Source organism: Mycobacterium sp. 1274756.6, from assembly GCF_001668625.1.
GTDB lineage: Bacteria > Actinomycetota > Actinomycetes > Mycobacteriales > Mycobacteriaceae > Mycobacterium.
The window spans coordinates 1-17,148 of the sequence record NZ_LZLJ01000027.1 but is presented as its reverse complement, the minus strand read 5'-3'; the positions used below and the strand labels follow the sequence as shown (position 1 = coordinate 17,148).

General features: G+C 70.4%; 15 protein-coding genes and 2 riboswitches. Of the genes, 7 read left to right on the top strand and 8 right to left on the bottom strand.

Features of this window, described 5'->3' with window-relative positions:
* The first annotated feature begins 58 nt into the window (after positions 1-58).
* A complete protein-coding gene (locus A5643_RS03800) occupies positions 59-706 on the top strand; it encodes a nitroreductase family protein (protein WP_066852112.1) in 648 nt (215 codons plus the stop codon).
* A 4-nt stretch (positions 707-710) separates the two neighbouring features.
* On the opposite strand, the gene A5643_RS03795 is transcribed toward A5643_RS03800, so the two are convergent.
* Positions 711-1,175: a tRNA (cytidine(34)-2'-O)-methyltransferase gene (locus tag A5643_RS03795; protein ID WP_502686203.1), complete on the bottom strand. Its 465-nt coding sequence runs from the start codon at positions 1,173-1,175 to the stop codon at positions 711-713.
* Between the two features lie 106 nt (positions 1,176-1,281).
* Here A5643_RS03795 and A5643_RS03790 point away from each other — a divergent pair, with 106 nt between their 5' ends.
* On the top strand, positions 1,282-1,887 hold the full coding sequence (locus A5643_RS03790) for a class I SAM-dependent methyltransferase (protein ID WP_066852108.1): 606 nt from the start codon (positions 1,282-1,284) through the stop codon (positions 1,885-1,887).
* Between the two features lie 39 nt (positions 1,888-1,926).
* On the opposite strand, the gene A5643_RS03785 is transcribed toward A5643_RS03790, so the two are convergent.
* Together A5643_RS03785 and A5643_RS03780 are read right to left on the bottom strand one after the other, a co-directional pair.
* A complete protein-coding gene (locus tag A5643_RS03785) occupies positions 1,927-4,644 on the bottom strand; it encodes an ATP-binding cassette domain-containing protein (RefSeq protein WP_066852106.1) in 2,718 nt (905 codons plus the stop codon).
* A 39-nt stretch (positions 4,645-4,683) separates the two neighbouring features.
* The gene (locus tag A5643_RS03780; protein WP_066852105.1) at positions 4,684-5,865 is read right to left on the bottom strand and encodes an NADH:flavin oxidoreductase; all 1,182 of its coding nucleotides are present in this window, start codon (positions 5,863-5,865) and stop codon (positions 4,684-4,686) included.
* Positions 5,866-5,913: 48 nt separating this feature from the next.
* Here A5643_RS03780 and A5643_RS03775 point away from each other — a divergent pair, with 48 nt between their 5' ends.
* Together A5643_RS03775 and A5643_RS03770 are read left to right on the top strand one after the other, a co-directional pair.
* Positions 5,914-6,762 carry a bifunctional methylenetetrahydrofolate dehydrogenase/methenyltetrahydrofolate cyclohydrolase gene (locus tag A5643_RS03775; protein ID WP_066852104.1) on the top strand — a complete coding sequence of 283 codons (849 nt, stop codon included), beginning with the start codon at positions 5,914-5,916 and terminating at the stop codon, positions 6,760-6,762.
* Positions 6,759-7,040 (top strand): DUF3017 domain-containing protein, encoded by a 282-nt coding sequence (locus tag A5643_RS03770; RefSeq protein ID WP_066852102.1) that lies wholly within the window; start codon positions 6,759-6,761, stop codon positions 7,038-7,040. The genes A5643_RS03775 and A5643_RS03770 overlap by 4 nt, the downstream gene beginning before the upstream one ends.
* 6 nt (positions 7,041-7,046) lie before the next feature.
* On the opposite strand, the gene A5643_RS03765 is transcribed toward A5643_RS03770, so the two are convergent.
* Genes A5643_RS03765 through A5643_RS03750 form a run of 4 tightly spaced genes read right to left on the bottom strand, consistent with a single transcriptional unit; the run spans position 7,047 to position 10,711 of the window.
* On the bottom strand, positions 7,047-7,439 hold the full coding sequence (locus A5643_RS03765; protein ID WP_066852100.1) for a DUF732 domain-containing protein: 393 nt from the start codon (positions 7,437-7,439) through the stop codon (positions 7,047-7,049).
* 46 nt (positions 7,440-7,485) lie between these two features.
* Positions 7,486-8,238, bottom strand: a complete 753-nt coding sequence (locus A5643_RS03760) for a class I SAM-dependent methyltransferase (protein ID WP_066852098.1) — start codon at positions 8,236-8,238, stop codon at positions 7,486-7,488.
* Positions 8,235-9,374, bottom strand: coding sequence for a homoserine O-acetyltransferase MetX (gene metX, locus A5643_RS03755; RefSeq protein ID WP_066852096.1), 1,140 nt, complete (start codon positions 9,372-9,374; stop codon positions 8,235-8,237). Before metX ends, A5643_RS03760 begins: the two co-directional genes overlap by 4 nt.
* 11 nt (positions 9,375-9,385) lie before the next feature.
* A complete protein-coding gene (locus tag A5643_RS03750) occupies positions 9,386-10,711 on the bottom strand; it encodes a bifunctional o-acetylhomoserine/o-acetylserine sulfhydrylase (RefSeq protein WP_066852094.1) in 1,326 nt (441 codons plus the stop codon).
* Positions 10,712-10,885: 174 nt separating this feature from the next.
* A riboswitch (SAM riboswitch) is annotated at positions 10,886-11,004 on the bottom strand.
* A 175-nt stretch (positions 11,005-11,179) separates the two neighbouring features.
* On the opposite strand from A5643_RS03750, the gene A5643_RS03745 reads away from it, so the two are divergent.
* Positions 11,180-13,414, top strand: a complete 2,235-nt coding sequence (locus A5643_RS03745; RefSeq protein WP_066852092.1) for an NADP-dependent isocitrate dehydrogenase — start codon at positions 11,180-11,182, stop codon at positions 13,412-13,414.
* Positions 13,415-13,561: 147 nt separating this feature from the next.
* Positions 13,562-14,794, top strand: coding sequence for an NADP-dependent isocitrate dehydrogenase (locus A5643_RS03740; RefSeq protein ID WP_066852089.1), 1,233 nt, complete (start codon positions 13,562-13,564; stop codon positions 14,792-14,794).
* 151 nt (positions 14,795-14,945) lie between these two features.
* Here the strand turns inward: A5643_RS03740 and ephH are convergent, their stop codons facing one another.
* Positions 14,946-15,788 carry an epoxide hydrolase EphH gene (gene ephH / locus A5643_RS03735; RefSeq protein ID WP_231995440.1) on the bottom strand — a complete coding sequence of 281 codons (843 nt, stop codon included), beginning with the start codon at positions 15,786-15,788 and terminating at the stop codon, positions 14,946-14,948.
* Between the two features lie 59 nt (positions 15,789-15,847).
* A riboswitch (cobalamin riboswitch) is annotated at positions 15,848-16,040 on the top strand.
* 93 nt (positions 16,041-16,133) lie between these two features.
* Between ephH and A5643_RS03730 the strand changes: the two genes are divergently transcribed.
* Positions 16,134-17,148 (top strand): PPE family protein (locus A5643_RS03730; protein WP_156628502.1); only part of this gene is annotated, 1,015 nt, incomplete at its 3' end.

The following is a 17,148-nucleotide window of genomic DNA, read 5'->3' as shown; positions in this document are numbered from 1 at the left end:
ACGAGTGCGGGACGCTGACGCGGATCGCGCGGGCGCGACCCGGCGGTAGGGTTCGACCATGACCCTCAACTTGTCTGTCGACGACGTCCTGACCACCACCCGCGCGGTCCGCAAACGCCTGGATTTCGACAAGCCGGTGCCGCGTGAGGTGCTCACCGAGTGCCTCGAGCTGGCGTTGCAGGCACCGACCGGGTCCAACGCCCAAGGCTGGGAATGGGTGTTCATCACCGATCCGGAGAAGAAGAAGGCGATCGCCGACATCTACCGCGACAACGCGATTCCGTATCTGGACCTGCCCAAGCCGCAGTACGAGAGCGGCGACGTGCGTGGCGAACGCCAAGCCCTGGTCACCGACTCGGCGCGCTACCTGGTCGACCGCATGCACGAGGCGCCGGTGCTGCTGATCCCGTGCCTGAAGGGCCGGGTCGAGGACGCGCCGCTGGGGTTGAGCGCCTCGTTCTGGGCGTCGCTGTTCCCGGCGGTGTGGAGTTTCTGCCTGGCGTTGCGCTCCCGGGGGCTGGGGTCGTGCTGGACCACCCTGCACCTGCTCGGGGAGGGGGAGAAGCAGGCCGCCGACGTGCTGGGCATCCCGCACGCCGAGTACAGCCAGGGCGGGCTGTTCCCGATCGCCTACACCAAGGGCACCGACTTCAAACCGGCCAAACGCCTCCCGGCGGATCAGGTCACCCACTGGGACAGCTGGTAAGGGCTCACACCGCGCCGGGGAACCGGTGCTGGCGCCACGCCTCGTAGGCGGCGACCGCCGCGGCGTTGGACAGGTTCAGGGACCGGCGCCCGGGCAGCATCGGGATGCGCAACCGCTCGGTGATGTGCGGGTCGGCCAGGGTCTCGGCGTCCAGCCCGGTCGGCTCCGGCCCGAACAGCAGGACATCACCGGGGCGGTAGGCCACCTCGGTGAACACCGTCGTCGCGCCGGTGGTGAACGCGAACACCCGCGGCGCCACCCCGTCGACGGTCAGCGCCTGCCAGGCCGCGGGCAGGGATTCGTGCACCACCACCGACGCCAGATCGTGGTAGTCCAGCCCGGCGCGGCGCAGCTTGGGCTCGGACAGGTCGAAACCCAGCGGCTGCACCAGGTGCAGTTCGGCGCCGGTGCCCGCCACCATCCGGATCGCGTTGCCGGTGTTGGGGGCGATGCGCGGCGAGTAGAACATCACTTTGAACACGGCACGCTCCTGCGCTGTCGGGGCGCTTGGCAGGTTACGCCCCGCCGCCGAGGGGAGCCCCCACCCCGGCCGGGCGGCCTGCGATAATCGGCGCATGGTCGAACCGAGCATCTGGATGCAGAAGGTCGAGGAAGACCCGGGCCACTCCGAGTGGTACATCGAACGGTTCCGCGCCATGGCACGCGCCGGCGACGATCTGGACGGCGAGGCCCGCATGATCGACGCGATGGCCCCCCGCGGCGCGCGCATCCTCGACGCCGGGTGCGGGCCGGGCCGGGTGGGCGGCCGGCTGGCCGAACTGGGCCACCGGGTGGTCGGCGTGGACGTCGACCCCGCACTCATCGAGGCCGCTGAGGCCGACCACCCCGGCCCGCAGTGGCTGGTCGGCGATCTCGCCGAACTCGACCTGCCCGCCCGCGGCATCCCCGACCCGTTCGACCTGATCGTCTCGGCCGGCAACGTCGTGACGTTCCTCGCACCGAGCACCCGCGGCCGGGTGCTGGAGCGGTTGCGCGCCCACCTGGCCGCCGACGGCCGGGCGGTGATCGGGTTCGGCGCCGGCCGCGACTACCCGTTCGCGCAGTTCTTCGAGCACGCCGCGGCGGCCGGGTTCGCCACCGACCTGCTGTTGTCGACCTGGGATCTGCGGCCGTTCCACGAGGACGCCGACTTCCTGGTCGCCGTGCTCAAGCCCGCCTGAGGCCCGCCCGAGACCGCCGGCGACCCACCCCTAGTCGCTCTACCGGTGCAGGCGGATCTTCCACCGCACCACGCCGCTGTACAGCACCGACAGCGCCACCAGCATCGCCATGTCGAACACCCAGGTGCCCGTCGTGTGCTTCCACAGCGAGTCCTGCGGGATTTGCTTGACATCCAGCGCCGGGGTGCAGCCCTCCGGCACCGCCGGTTCGGGCACCTCGGGGGTGGGCAGCGGCATGCAGTTCGGCGGCGACGCGTCGTGGTGCAGCAGGTGGTTGAAGTCGATCGTCGAGGCGCTCGCGGCATAACCCCAGCGCGCCGGGGTCAGCCAGGACACCTGGTCCAGCCCGAGCCGCCCGGTCACCGGGATCATCCCGCCGGAGAGCACCAGCTGACCCATGATCGCCACCACCAGCATCGGCATGATCTGCTCGCTGGACTGCGCGAACGACGACAACGCCAGGCCCAGAATCGCCGAGGCCACACAGGTGCCGGCCACCGCGAGGAACAACTCGATGTTGGCGGCGGCGTTGGAGTGCCCGAACAGCAGCGCGCCCTGGGTGGGGCCGCCCTTGCCCAGGATCACGATCGTGGTGGCGATGGCGGCCTGCACGGTGGCGAACACGCAGAAGACCGCCACCTTGGCCATCAGGTAGGCGGTGGTCGAAAGCCCCACGGCCTGTTCGCGTTTGAAGATGGGCCGCTCACCGATCAGGTCGCGGATGGTCAACGCGGTGCCCATGAACACCGCACCGATATTGAGCAGCACCATCACGTATTGCGGTTCGGTGGGGGCGTCCATCCCGGGCATGCCGAGCCCGCCCTTGCCTTTCACCGTCAGCGACAGCGCCCCGATCAAGAACGGCAGCAACGCCAGGAACACCGTGTACCCGCGGTCGGAGACCACCAGCCGGATCTGTCTTCGCGCGATCGTGGACAGCTGGCGCAGCACGTCGGTGCGTGGCGGATCGCCCAGATCCGCCGGGCTCTGGGCGTCCGGCGTCGGCTGGGGCCGGTGACTGCTTTCCAGGAAGCGCTGGTTGGCCGCGTCCGGGTCGGCGCCCACCTTGGCGAAGATGTCGGCGTAGTTGGTCGAGCCCATCGCGGCACCGATCTGCGACGGCGGCCCGCAGTAGGCGGTCTTGCCGCCGGGCGCCAGCAGCATGATCTGGTCGCAGACGTCCAGGAACGACACCGAGTGGGTGACCACCAGCACCACACGCCCCGCGTCGGCCAGCTGGCGCAACATCAGCATGACCTGCCGGTCCAGCGCCGGGTCCAGACCCGAGGTCGGCTCGTCGAGGATCAGCAGCGACGGCCCGGTCAGCAGCTCGAGGGCCACCGAGGCGCGTTTGCGCTGCCCGCCGGAGAGCTTGTCCACCCGGGTGTCGGCGTGCTTGGTCAGCTCCAGCTCCTCGAGCACCTGCGCGACCGCCTGATCCCGGTCGGCCTTGGTGCTGTCCGGGGGCAGTCGCAGCTCGGCGGCGTAGCCCAGCGCCTGGTTGACGGTGAGCTGACGGTGCACCACGTCGTCCTGGGGCACCATCCCGATCCGGGAGCGCAGCACCGCGTAGTCGGTGTGGATGTTGTGGCCCTCGAAGGTCACCGACCCGCTGCTGGGGGTGGTGTAGCCGGCGATCAGCCGCGACAGCGTCGTCTTGCCCGCCCCGGAGCCACCGATGATCGCGGTCAGCGTGCCGGGCCGGCAGGTCATCGACACGTTGGAGATCAGCTGCTTGCCGCCCTCGACGGTGAAGTTGACGCTGTTGACCTCCAGCCCGCCGGTCTTGGTGGCCGCCTCCGTGCTGCGCACCAACGTGCCGTTGGTGAACAGCAGGTCGACGTTGCCGATGGTGACCACGTCGCCCTCGGTGAGCACCGCGGAGCCGACCCGGACCCGGTTGACGAAGGTGCCGTTGATGCTGCGGTTGTCGCGGATCTCGGTGCCGATCGGCGTCGGGACCAGCATCGCGTGGTGGCGGGAGGCCAGCACGTCGGGGATGACGATGTCGTTGTCGGTGGCGCGGCCGATCGTCAACGCGTTCGACGGGGTCTCCGGGGTGTGCCGCAACCCCAGGATGTCGACCATCCGGGTGGCGACGTTGGATTCCACCGGCGGGGTCGCCGCCACCGGGGCCCGGTGGGTCTGCGGCGCCCAATCGGGCGCCGAGTGCGCCGGCGGCGCCGCCGGGGCGGGGCGCGGCGGGGCGGCGGGAGGCGGTGGCGCGCCCGCGGACGGGCCGGAGTAGATCTGCGGGCGCGGCGCGCTGGGCGGCGGACCCTGGTGCGGTGGCCACGACGGCGGGGGAGTCCCGGGCGCATGGGGCACGCCGGGCGCGTGCGGCGCGCTGGGCGCATGAGGCGCGGCCTGCGGATGGGGTGCGGGCGGGCCGGGCTGCGCCGCGGCGCGCATCATCGCCGTCGCCGGGGGCCGGCCGGCCGCCCCCTGGTGGCGGCCCACCTCGAAGGCGAGCCGGGGCCCGTCGGGGTTGCCCAGGTTGATGCTCTGGCCATCGCCCAACGTGGCCACCGGAACCCGGTGCCCGTTGACGAACACCCCGTTGAGCGAGTCGTTGTCCACGGCGAGCCACCGGCCACCGTCGAAGCGCAACAGCAGATGGGTGCGGGAGACCAGCGGGTGGGCGATCCGCACGTCGGCGCGCAGGTCGCGGCCGACGACCACGTCGTGGCCCGGGGAGAAAGTGTGCTGGGTCCCGTCATACCGGACGGTCAGGGCCGGCGCGCCTGGTTGGTTCATCGGATCAACTGTATCGGGTGATCGGGACCGGTCGCCGCATCAGTCGGGCGCGCCGGTCACCACGCAGTGCGTGCGGGTATAGATGCTGGGCATGCACAGATTGCAGTGCGTGCACGCCGAGTGCACCGCGGCCCCTTCGGCGGCGATCCGGTTGACCAGATCCGGCTCGGCCAGCAACGCCCGGCCCATCGCCACGAAGTCGAAACCCTCGGCCATGGCCTGATCCATGGTCGCCCGGGAAGTGATCCCGCCGAGCAGGATCAGCGGCAGCGACAACTCGGCCCGGAACAGCCGCGCCTCGCGCAGCAGGTAGGCGTCCCGGTAGGGGTAGGAGCGCAGGAACCTGCCGCCCACCATGCGCATGCCCCAGCGCATCGGCGGGGCGAACACCGCCGCGAACTCCTTGACCGGCGCTTCCCCGCGGAACAGGTACATCGGGTTGACCAGTGAACTGCCCGCGGTGAGCTCGATGGCGTCCAGCCCGCCGTCGTCCTGCAGCCAGCGCGCGGTGGTCAGGGCCTCGTCGGTGTTGATGCCGCCGCGCACCCCGTCGGACATGTTGAGCTTCGCGGTCACCGCGATGGCGTCGCCGACCGCGCGGCGCACGGCCAGCACCGTGCCGCGGGCGACCTTGGCCCGGTTCTCCAGCGAGCCGCCGAACTCGTCGGTGCGGCGGTTGATCAGCGGGCTCAGAAACGAGCTGGCCAGATAGTTGTGGCCCAGGTGGATCTCGAGCGCGTCGAACCCGGCGTCGACGGCCAGCCGCGCCGCGTCGGCGTGCGCGGCGATGACGTCGTCGATGTCGTCGCGGCTGGCCCGGCGGGCGAACTTCATCGCGATCGGGTTGAAGAACCGGATCGGCGCGAGCGCGGGCGCCTTGTTGGACCGGGAGTCCGCGACCGGGCCGGCGTGCCCGATCTGGGCGCTGACCGCGGCGCCCTCGGCGTGCACCGCCTCGGTCAGCCGCCGCAACCCGGGTAGCGCCTCCGGGCGCATCCACAGCTGGCGCCGCTCGGTGCGGCCGCCGGGGGAGACCGCGCAGTAGGCCACCGTGGTCATCCCGACCCCGCCGGCGGCGTGCACGCGATGGAATTCGATCAGGTCGTCGGTGACCAGCGCGTCGGGGGTGCGGCCCTCGAAGGTGGCCGCCTTGATGGTCCGGTTGCGCAGCGTCACCGGACCCAGTTGAGCGGGACTGAAGACGTCCGGGGCCGCGGCCATGGGGGCTAGCCTGCCACAGCGGGGTGGGGCCGATGCCAGAATGTGTCCATGGGTGCGATCACGCTGGACGGCAAGGCGACACGTGCGGAGATCTTCACCGACCTGGAAAAGCGGGTCGCGGCGCTGACCGCGGCGGGCCGCACCCCCGGGCTGGGCACCGTGCTGGTCGGCGACGATCCGGGCTCGCACGCCTACGTGCGCGGCAAGCACAACGACTGCGCGAAGGTCGGCATTACCTCGATCCGCCGTGACCTGCCCGCCGACGTCAGCGCCGCCGAACTCAACGACACCATCGACGAGCTCAACGCCAACCCGGAGTGCACCGGCTACATCGTGCAGCTGCCGTTGCCGCGCCACCTCGACGAGAACGCCGCGCTGGAGCGCGTCGACCCCGCCAAGGACGCCGACGGGCTGCACCCGACCAACCTGGGCCGGCTGGTGCTGGGCACGCCCGCGCCGCTGCCGTGCACCCCGCGCGGCATCGTGCACCTGCTGCGCCGCTACGACATCGCGATCGCCGGCGCCCACGTGGTGGTCATCGGCCGCGGGGTGACGGTGGGCCGGCCGCTGGGCCTGCTGCTGACCCGCCGCTCGGAGAACGCCACGGTCACGTTGTGCCACACCGGAACCCGCGACCTGCCCGCGTTGACCCGCCAGGCCGACATCGTGGTCGCCGGGGTGGGGGTGCCGCACCTGCTGACCGCGGACATGGTGCGTCCCGGCGCGGCGGTCATCGACGTCGGCGTCAGCCGCACCGACGACGGCCTGGTCGGCGACGTGCACCCCGATGTGTGGGAGGTCGCCGGGCACGTCTCGCCCAACCCCGGCGGGGTGGGCCCGCTGACCCGGGCGTTCCTGCTGACCAACGTGGTGGAGTTGGCCGAGGCCGCGTCGTGACGCTGCGCAAGGTGGTCGCGGCGCAGTGGCCCATCCTGCTCGTCGGGCTGGTGTTCGTGGCCGGGCTGGCGCTGGCCGGGGCCAACTACTGGCGTCGCGGCGCGCTGCTCATCGGGATCGGGGTGGCGGTGGCGGCGGCGCTGCGGCTGCTGCTCTCCGACGAGCGGGCCGGGCTGCTGGTGGTCCGCGACAAGGGCCGGGATTTCGTCACCACCGCGGCGGTTGCCAGTGCGATGGTTTACATCGCCTTCACGATCGACCCGCTGGGCACCAGCTGAGGTCCGTCACGGTCGAGGCGGCGGCATCCCCGGGATCTGCTGCAGGAACGGCAGATCGGGCATCGAGCCGTCGGCGAGCGACGCCATCGCCGACGGGCAGTACATCGAGATCGCGATGCTGGTGAACATCCCGGCTAGCGCCGCCTGGATGCCGCCGCGCCCGGCGACGGTGGCCGCGGTGGAGGCGGCGGTGGCGCCCGGCTCCTGCAGCCGGGTGCAGACCGACTGGCCCAGCCGGACCGCCTCGGCCGGGTCGTCGTAGCCGAGTCCGGCGTTGTCCAGGGCGTTGAGGAAGGTGTCATCGACCGGGTCGGCGGCGGCGGGCGCGGCCAGCGCGGTCGACGACAACGCCGCCGCGACGATCAGGGCAGCAGCCGATACCGGGGCGCGAAAAGTCATGGGTGAAACAGTGGTCTACCGCGGTGACGTTCGCACAACGGTCCGGTCACGATTGCGATTCGGGTCGGAGTGTCGCTCGCACCGCGACGGTGATGTAGGGCAGCGCCAGCCCGGTGGCGTTGGCCAGGGCCGGGTGGCTGGCCAGCAGTCGGCGCACCTCGTCGAGGGTGCGGGTGCGCACCTCGCTGGGGGAGGTGATGCAGTAGCTGCGGGAGGCGACCAGGTCGATCAGCGCCTGCGGGGTCAGGTAGTTGGTCCACTCCACCTCGTGGCGCTCGATCGCGCCGAACGGCGCGGGCAGCGCCACCCCGGCGTCGACGACGTCGCGGGCGTCTTCCCGGCCGATGATCGCGCCCAGTTCCTTGACCCAGCCGAGCCGTTCGTCGCGGGTGTTCCACACCAGTCCCAGCCGGCCGCCGGGCCGCAGCACCCGCACCACCTCGGCGATGGCGCGCTGCGGGTCGAACCAGTGCCAGGCCTGCGCCACCAGCACCGCGTCGACGCTGTTGTCCGGCAACGGGATCTGTTCGGCGGTGCCCAGCAGGGCCGGGGTGTCGGGCAGGGCGCCGCTGAGCACCTCGAGCATCTCGGCGATCGGGTCGACGGCGATCACGTCCAGCCCGCGTTCGACCAGCCGGGTGGTCAGCTTGCCGGTGCCTGCGCCGAGGTCGAGTACGTCGCGGGCGCCGGCGGGCAGCAGCCAGTCGATCGCCTCCGGCGGGTAGGACGGGCGGCCCCGCTCGTAGGCGGCGGCCTGCGCGCCGAACGACAGCGAACGGTCCTGCCGGGTGCCGGTCACCGCTGCTGTGCACCCCGCTGCTCGGCCAACTCCAGGGTCCGGCGGATCAGTTTGCCCACCGCCTCGGTCTCCAGCAGGAAGCTGTCGTGGCCGCGGTCGGAGTCCAGCACGTCCAGCCCGTCGCAGCCGGGCAGCAGATCGGCCAGTTCTTGCTGCAGCCGCAGCGGGTAGAGCCGGTCGGAGGTGATCCCGCCGACCACCGCGGGCACCGGGCAGCCGCGCAGCGCCGCCGCCACCCCGCCGCGGCCGCGGCCGACGTCGTGGCTGGACAGCGCATCGGTCAGCGCCACGTAGCTGCCGGCGTCGAACCGGGCCACCAGCTTGCCGCCCTGGTGCTCCAGGTAGCTCTGCACCGCGTAGCGCCCGCCGGCGGCGGGGTCCTCGTTGCCCTGCCGGTCGTTGCCGAACCGCTCGTCGAGCTCGGCTTCGCCGCGGTAGGTCAGGTGGGCGATGCGCCGGGCGATGTCGAGTCCGGTGTCGGGGGTGCGGCCGGTGCCGTGGTAGTCCCCGCCCTGCCAGTTCGGGTCGGCCTTGATCGCCGCGACCTGGGTGCTCTGGGTGCCGATCTGGTCGGCGGTGGCCCGCGCGCCGACCGCCAGCAGCAGCCCGGCCGACACCGTGGTCGGGTGCCCGACCATCCACTCCAGGGCCCGGGCGCCGCCCATCGACCCGCCGATCACCGCGGCGACCTCGCTGATGCCCAGCGCGGCCAGCGCGGCGCGGTCGGCGGCCACCTGGTCGCGGATGGTGGTAGCCGGGAACCGGGCGCCCCACGGCCGGCCGTCGCGGGCCAGGGCGGCCGGGCCGGTGGAGCCGCGGCAACCGCCCAGCGCGTTGGTGGCCACCACACACCAGCGGTCGGTGTCGATCGGTGCGCCGGGGCCGACCACGTCCGCCCACCACCCGCCGGTGGGATGGCCGGGGCCGGCCGGGCCGGTGACGTGGGAGTCCCCGGTGAGGGCGTGCAGCACCATCACCACGTTGTCGCGGGTGGGGGCGAGCTCCCCCCAGCGCTGCACGGCGATGCTGACGTCGTCGAGCACCGCCCCGCTCTCCAGCGGCAGCGATCCGATGTCGACCACGCCGAGCTCACCCTGCGGCGGCAGGGTCTGGGTCGGTACTTCGGAGATCGTCACCCGCGGTCTCCTCAACGGGCGGCCACCGCGGCGGCCGCGTCGAATCCGCGCTCCAGGTCGGCCAGGATGTCGTCGATGCCCTCGATGCCCACCGCCAGCCGCACCAGTCCGGGGCTGACCCCGCTGGCCAGCCGCTCCTCGGGGGTCAGCTGCGCGTGGGTGGTCGAGGCGGGGTGGATCACCAGCGAGCGCACGTCGCCGATGTTGGCGACGTGGCTGTGCAGGGTGAGCGCGTTGACGAACGCCCGGCCCGCCTCCACGCCGCCGGCCAGCTCGAAGGAGAGCACCGCGCCGGTGCCCTTGGGGGCCAGCTTCTGGCCCAGCTCGTACCACGGGGAGCTGGGCAGGCCGGCGTAGTTGACCTCCAGCACGTCGTCGCGGGCGGCCAGGAACTCCGCGACCTGCTGGGCGTTGCCGACGTGGCGTTCCATGCGAAGGCTCAGCGTCTCGATGCCCTGGGCGATGAGGAAGGCGTTGAACGGCGAGGGCGCCGACCCGTAGTCGCGCAGCAGCTGCACCCGGGCCTTCAGCGCGAACGCCGGCGCCCCCAGGTCGGCGTAGACCACGCCGTTGTAGCTGGGGTCGGGGGTGGTGAAGCCCGGGTGGCGGCCCTGCGTCCAGTCGAAGGTGCCGCCGTCGACGAGGATCCCGGCGATGGTGGTGCCGTGCCCGCCGAGGTATTTGGTGGCCGAGTGCACCACGATGTCCGCGCCGTGCTCGATGGGCCGCAGCAGGTACGGGGTGGCGATGGTGTTGTCCACGATCAGCGGCACCCCGTTGTCGTGGGCCACCGCGGCGATGGACGGGATGTCCAGGACGTCGATCTTCGGATTCGAGATGGTCTCGGCGAACAGCGCCTTGGTGTTGGGCCGGATTGCGGCGCGCCAGGACTGCGGGTCGTCGGGGTCCTCGACGAAGCTGAACTCCAGGCCCACCTTCTGCAGGGTGTGGTGGAACAGGTTGTGGGTGCCGCCGTAGAGCCGCGGGCTGGACACGATGTGGTCGCCGGCACCGGCGAGGTTGAGGATCGCGAAGTTGCTCGCCGCCTGCCCCGCCGACAGCATCAGCGCGGCCACCCCGCCCTCGAGCGCGGCGACCCGCTTCTCCACCACGTCGGTGGTGGGGTTCATGATCCGGGTGTAGATGTTGCCGGGCACCTCCAGGCCGAACAGCGCGGCGGCGTGGGTGGTGTCGTCGAAGGTGTAGGAGGTGGTCTGGTAGATCGGCAGGGCGCGGGCGTTGGTGACCGGATCGGGGCTCTGCCCGGCGTGGACCTGCTTGGTCTCAAACGACCAGTGCGCGGTGGGGTCCGGATCGTTGGGGGTCTCGGAACTCATCTCGCTGGCTGCTTTCTGTTCGGGTGGGCGATGGTTGTGTGGTCGGCCGGTGGGCGCGCCCGGTGACGGTGCGGAGACCGGCGGTCACGGTTCAGTGGCTACAACACATCGCGGACCAGCCCCGATTGGCATGCATCAGGCTCCCCTGTCTGCTCTGGGGGCCCGTCGATCGCGGACCCGCGCTTGCCGCGTAGCCGTTCCGGCCACTCAACCTGGTCATCACCCGGGGCACCCCACCGCGGTTGGAGGGTTGCCGGCCAGCAAGCCGGGGCTTGACGCTGGCGCTCATGACCAGACGCCAGCCTATCGCACCCCCGTAGGCTCCGCCACCGGCCCGGGGCCGACCCGAACCCCCCGCGACGCCGCGGGGTGGTTGCGGGATACTGGCGGGCAGTGCCAACCACACAGTGATCTGCGGAGCCTCGCAAGCCCCGCAGAATCGACCGATCGCGACGCTGGGAGACGACGATGAGCGCCGAGCAGCCAACCATCATCTACACGCTGACCGACGAGGCGCCGCTGTTGGCGACCCACGCGTTCCTGCCGATCGTGCGCGCGTTCACCGGTCCGGCGGGCATCAAGGTCGAGACCGCCGACATCTCGCTGGCCGCCCGCATCCTGGCGCAGTTCCCCGACTACCTGACCAAGGACCAGCAGCTCCCCGACACGCTCAGTGAGCTGGGTCAGCTCACCCACGACCCGGACACCAACATCATCAAGTTGCCCAACATCAGCGCCTCGATGCCGCAGCTGATGGCGGCGATCCGCGAACTGCAGTCCAAGGGCTACCGGATCCCCGATTACCCGGACAACCCGCAGACCGACGAGGAACGCAAGATCCGCGACCGCTACGCCAACGTGTTGGGCAGCGCGGTGAACCCTGTGCTGCGCCAGGGCAACTCCGACCGGCGGGCGCCCAAGGCGGTCAAGGAGTACGCCCGCAAGCACCCGCACAGCATGGGCGAGTGGTCGATGGCCTCGCGCACCCACGTCGCGCACATGCGCCACGGCGACTTCTACGACAGCGAGAAGTCGATGACGCTGGACAAGGCGCGCGACGTGAAGATGGAGTTGGAGACCAAGAGCGGCGAGACGATCGTGCTCAAGCCCAAGGTGTCCCTGCTCGAGGGCGACGTCATCGACTCGATGTTCATGAGCATCCACGCGCTGCGCGAGTTCTACGAGGAGCAGATGGAGGACGCCCGCAAGACCGGCGTGATGTTCTCCCTGCACGTCAAGGCGACCATGATGAAGGTGTCGCACCCGATCGTGTTCGGCCACGCGGTGCGGGTGTTCTACAAGGACGCGTTCGCCAAGCACGGCAAGCTCTTCGACGAGCTGGGCATCAACGTCAACAACGGCATGGTCGACCTCTACGACAAGATCGAGTCGCTGCCCGGATCGCAGCGCGACGAGATCATCGAGGACCTGCACGCCTGCCACGAGCACCGCCCCGAGCTGGCGATGGTCGATTCCGCGCAGGGCATCACCAACTTCCACTCCCCGTCGGATGTCATCGTCGACGCGTCGATGCCGGCGATGATCCGCGCCGGCGGCAAGATGTACGGCGCCGACGGCCGCCAGAAGGACACCAAGGCGGTCAACCCGGAATCCACGTTCGCCCGCATCTACCAGGAGATCATCAACTTCTGTAAGACCAACGGGCAGTTCGACCCGGCCACCATGGGCACCGTCCCCAACGTCGGGCTGATGGCCCAGCAGGCCGAGGAATACGGTTCGCACGACAAGACTTTCGAGATCCCGCAGGACGGTGTCGCCAACATCGTCGACCTCGACACCGGCGAGGTGCTGCTGACCCAGAACGTCGAGGCCGGCGACATCTGGCGGATGTGCATCGTGCACGACGCGCCGATCCGCGACTGGGTGAAGCTGGCCGTCACCCGGGCCCGGCTGTCGGGGATGCCGGTGCTGTTCTGGCTGGACCCCTACCGCCCGCACGAGAACGAACTGATCAAGAAGGTCACCACCTACCTGAAGGACCACGACACCGAGGGCCTGGACATCCAGATCATGTCGCAGGTGCGGTCCATGCGTTACACGCTGGAGCGGTTGATCCGTGGGCTGGACACGATCGCGGCCACCGGCAACATCCTGCGCGACTACCTCACCGACCTGTTCCCGATCCTGGAGCTGGGCACCAGCGCCAAGATGCTCTCGATCGTGCCGCTGATGGCCGGCGGCGGGCTGTACGAGACCGGGGCGGGCGGCTCGGCGCCCAAGCACGTCAAGCAACTGGTGGAGGAGAACCACCTGCGCTGGGATTCCCTCGGGGAGTTCCTCGCTTTGGGCGCCAGCCTCGACGACATGGGCATCAAGGGCGACAACCAGCGGGCCAAGATCCTGGCCGCCACCCTGGACACGGCGATCGGTGAGCTGCTCGACAACGACAAGAGCCCGTCCCGCAAGACCGGTGAGCTCGACAACCGGGGCAGCCAGTTCTACCTGGCGCTGTACTGGGCGCGGGCCCTGGCCGCTCAGGAGGAGGACGAGGAGCTGCGCAAGCACTTCGCCGGGATCGCCGAGCAACTGGGCGCGCAGGAGGAGGCCATCGTCGCCGAACTCAATGGGGTGCAGGGCAACCCGGTCGACATCGACGGCTACTACTACTCCGACCGGGAGAAGACGACCGCGGTGATGCGGCCCAGCAAGACCTTCAACGAGATCATCGGCGCGCAGAGCTGATCCCGGGCGCGTCGGGCCGGGGCGGGGCGGACCTCTTATAGGGTTGGGCTGCGGGTGACCGCCCGTGACGCCCCGCACCGTGGCACTGCGGACGGCGGGGTTGCGGCCGTGAGTCGGCCGTGAGTCGGCCCCGAGAGGAGAGCCCGCATGCCGCCCCAAGCCAAGACCCGCGTCCAGGGTACGGTCGTCGAACTCGACGGGGATGAGATGACCCGGGTCATCTGGAAGTTCATCAAGGACATGCTGATCTTCCCGTACCTGGACGTCGACCTGGACTACTACGACCTGGGCATCGAGCACCGCGACGCCACCGACGACCAGGTGACCGTCGACGCGGCCCGGGCGATCAAGAAGCACGGCGTCGGCGTCAAATGCGCCACCATCACCCCGGACCGGGCCCGGGTGGAGGAGTTCGGGCTGAAGAAGATGTGGAAATCCCCGAACGGGACTATTCGGAACATCCTGGGCGGCACCATCTTTCGCGCCCCGATCGTCATCAACAACATTCCCCGGCTGGTGCCCGGCTGGAGCAAGCCGATCGTCATCGCCCGGCACGCGTTCGGCGACCAGTACCGGGCCACCGACGCGCAGATCGACCGGCCCGGCACCGTCACGTTGACCTTCACCCCCGAGGACGGCAGCGAACCGATCGTGCACGAGGTGGTGCGCATGCCCGAGCACGGCGGGGTGATCATGGGGATGTACAACTTCACCGACTCGATCCGGGACTTCGCCCGCGCGGTGTTCACCTACGCGCTCGACGTCAAATACCCGGTCTACCTGTCGACGAAGAACACCATCCTGCAGGCCTACGACGGCAAGTTCAAAGACGAGTTCCAGAACATCTTCGACGACGAGTACAAGGCGGACTTCGAGGCCGCCGGCCTGCACTACGAACACCGCCTCATCGACGACATGGTCGCCCAGTCCCTCAAATGGGAGGGCGGGTATGTGTGGGCGGCCAAGAACTACGACGGGGATGTGCAGTCCGACATCGTCGCACAGGGCTACGGCTCGCTCGGGCTGATGACCTCGGTGTTGATGACCGCCGACGGCAAGACCGTCGAGTCCGAGGCCGCGCACGGCACCGTGACCCGCCACTTCCGGCTGCACCAGGCCGGGAAACCGACCTCCACCAACCCGATCGCGTCGATCTTCGCCTGGACCCGCGGGCTGGAGCATCGCGGCAAGCTCGATGACACCCCCGAGGTGATCGAGTTCGCCCAGAAGTTGGAGCAGGCGGTCACCGGCACCGTCGAGGGCGGCCGGATGACCAAGGACCTGGCGCTGCTGATCGGCTCGGATCAGGAGTGGCAGACCAGCGAGGAGTTCCTCGACGCCATCGCCGAGAACCTCGAGAAGACCCTCGCCGAGAGCTGATCCCGGCCGCGCCGGCACCGAGCGTGCACAGGCTGCGATGGCTCGGCGATTTTTTCGCCGTGATTACGCGCTGGGCGCACCCGGCAGGCGGGGTGCCGTGCCAGGGCGCGCCGGGTAGTCGGGGCGCGCGGGCAGGGGGTGCGGGGCGCGGTCAGCCGGTCGGGGAGTCCACCGCCCGCAGCGGCGGGATGTGCTCGTTGAGGAAGCCGGTGATCACCTCGCTGACCCGCCCGGGCGCCTCGAGCATCGGCACGTGCCCGACGCCGTCGAGGGTGGTCACCCGCAGGCCGGGGACCTGGCCGGTGAACAGCTTGGTGAACCGCGGCGAGGGCACCACCCGGTCCTTGGCGCAGTTGACCAGGTGCGCCGGGACGGCGGTGTCGGCCAGCTTCGCCAGCCCGGGCTGCAGCAGGGTTTTGACCAGCAGCTGGATGTAGGCCGGGCAGTGCGCCAGGTCGTCGACGCAGTTGCGCAGCTGCTCGTCGGTGACGGCGTCGGCGTCGGCGCTCAACGGCAGGCTGGCCAGCTGCCGGCTGAACGGCAGTCGCAGCACCCGCTGGCCGAGGGCCATCGTCAACAGCCACAGCGGAAACCCGCCGAGGAACTTCGCGATCACCTCGAATTTGGCGGGAGTCCAGCGGGTCCAGCCGCCGGCCGGGGCGATGCCGGTCACGGTCCGGGCCCGACCCCGCGATGCCAGTTCGTAGGCCACCCAGCCGCCCAGCGAGTTGCCGACGATGTGGGCGGTGTCCCAGCCCAGGGCATCGAGCTGCTCTTCGACGTGGTCGGCCAACACCGCCGAGCTCAGCAGCCAGCTGTGCGGTTTGGGTCCGCCGTTGTGACCGGCCATGGTGGGGGCGAACACCTCGAAGCGGCCGGTGTCGGCCAGCCGGGGGGCGACGTCGTCCCACACCGACTGCGACAGCAGGAACGGGTGCAGCAACAGGACCGGTTCGCCGGTGCCCAGATGGATCGGGTCACGTGTGGTCGTCACCGTGTCGAGAGTAGGCCATACCGCCGGTACCGCATAGTCTTGGCCGTCACCGCTGGTCCGGCGGCCCGCCGACATGCCATAATCGCGCGGTAAGGCGATGACGATGCAGGAAGCCGGTGCGAATCCGGCGCGGTCCCGCCACTGTCATCGGGGAGCAACCCTCATCGGCCACGGCCCGCTTTTCCAGGGGCTGGAAGGCGAGGGAAGCGCTGATCCGAGAGCCAGGATACTCACGTCATCGCGTCCTGCGACCCGGGGCGGTGTACCCCGAGAGAGCTGGCGAACATCCATGTCACGCCCCCCATGGACGTCCGCACCGGCCGGTGGCCGCCGAGGTGATCGACGATGACCTCAGCGACCGCCCCGGTGTGGTTTGCGTTTCCCCCGGAAGTGCATTCGGCGCAGCTATCCGCCGGCCCCGGCCCCGGCCCGCTGCTGAGCGCCTCGGCGGCATGGACGGCCCTCAGCGTGGAGTACGCCGAGATCGCCGGCGAGTTGACCGCGGTGCTCGCCGCGGTCGAGTCCGGCGCCTGGGAGGGCCCGAGCGCGCTGTCCTACGTGGCCGCGCACGGACCGTATCTGGCCTGGCTCAACAAGCAGAGCGTGAACAGCGCCGCGATGGCCGCCGAACAGCAGGGCGCCGCCCTGGCCTACAGCACCGCCCTGGCCGGAATGCCGACGCTGGGGGAGCTGGCCGCCAACCACGCCACCCACGCGGTGCTGGTGGGCACCAACTTCTTCGGGATCAACACCATCCCGATCGCGCTCAACGAGGCCGACTACGCGCGGATGTGGATGCAGGCCGCCACGATGATGGCCGTCTACGACACCACCGCCGGTGCGGCGGTGACCGCCGCACCCCCATCCGAACCGGCGCCGACGATCATGACGGCGTCGGCGGCCCCCGCCGAGGCAGCTGAACCGGCGCCGCAGCAGCCGCCGTCGTGGTTCACCGACCTGCAGAATTTCCTGTACGGCTTTTTGAGCCAGCCCGACTGGCCACAGCAGAACGTCCCGCTCTACAACGCGATCATGGAGTTCTTCGACTCGATCGGGCTGGGCAACGTCACCGACCCGTTCGGGGACTTCTTCGCCGGGCTCAACGGGCTGTTGCCGTGGCTGCCGCTGCACGGCGAGTGGCTGTGGATCACCGGCAATCCGTTCAGCTACCTCAACCCGGGATTTTTCGCCTACATCCTCTCGGTGCCGCTGGATCCGGGGTCGTTCATCGCGTTCACCACCAAAGTCATCATCGACGATCTGCTGCTGATCCTCTACACCGCCGTGACCAACCCCGCCGCGCTCATCTACGTCGCCCCACTGGCCATGGTGGAGATGGTCGGCTCCACCTTCGGCAACG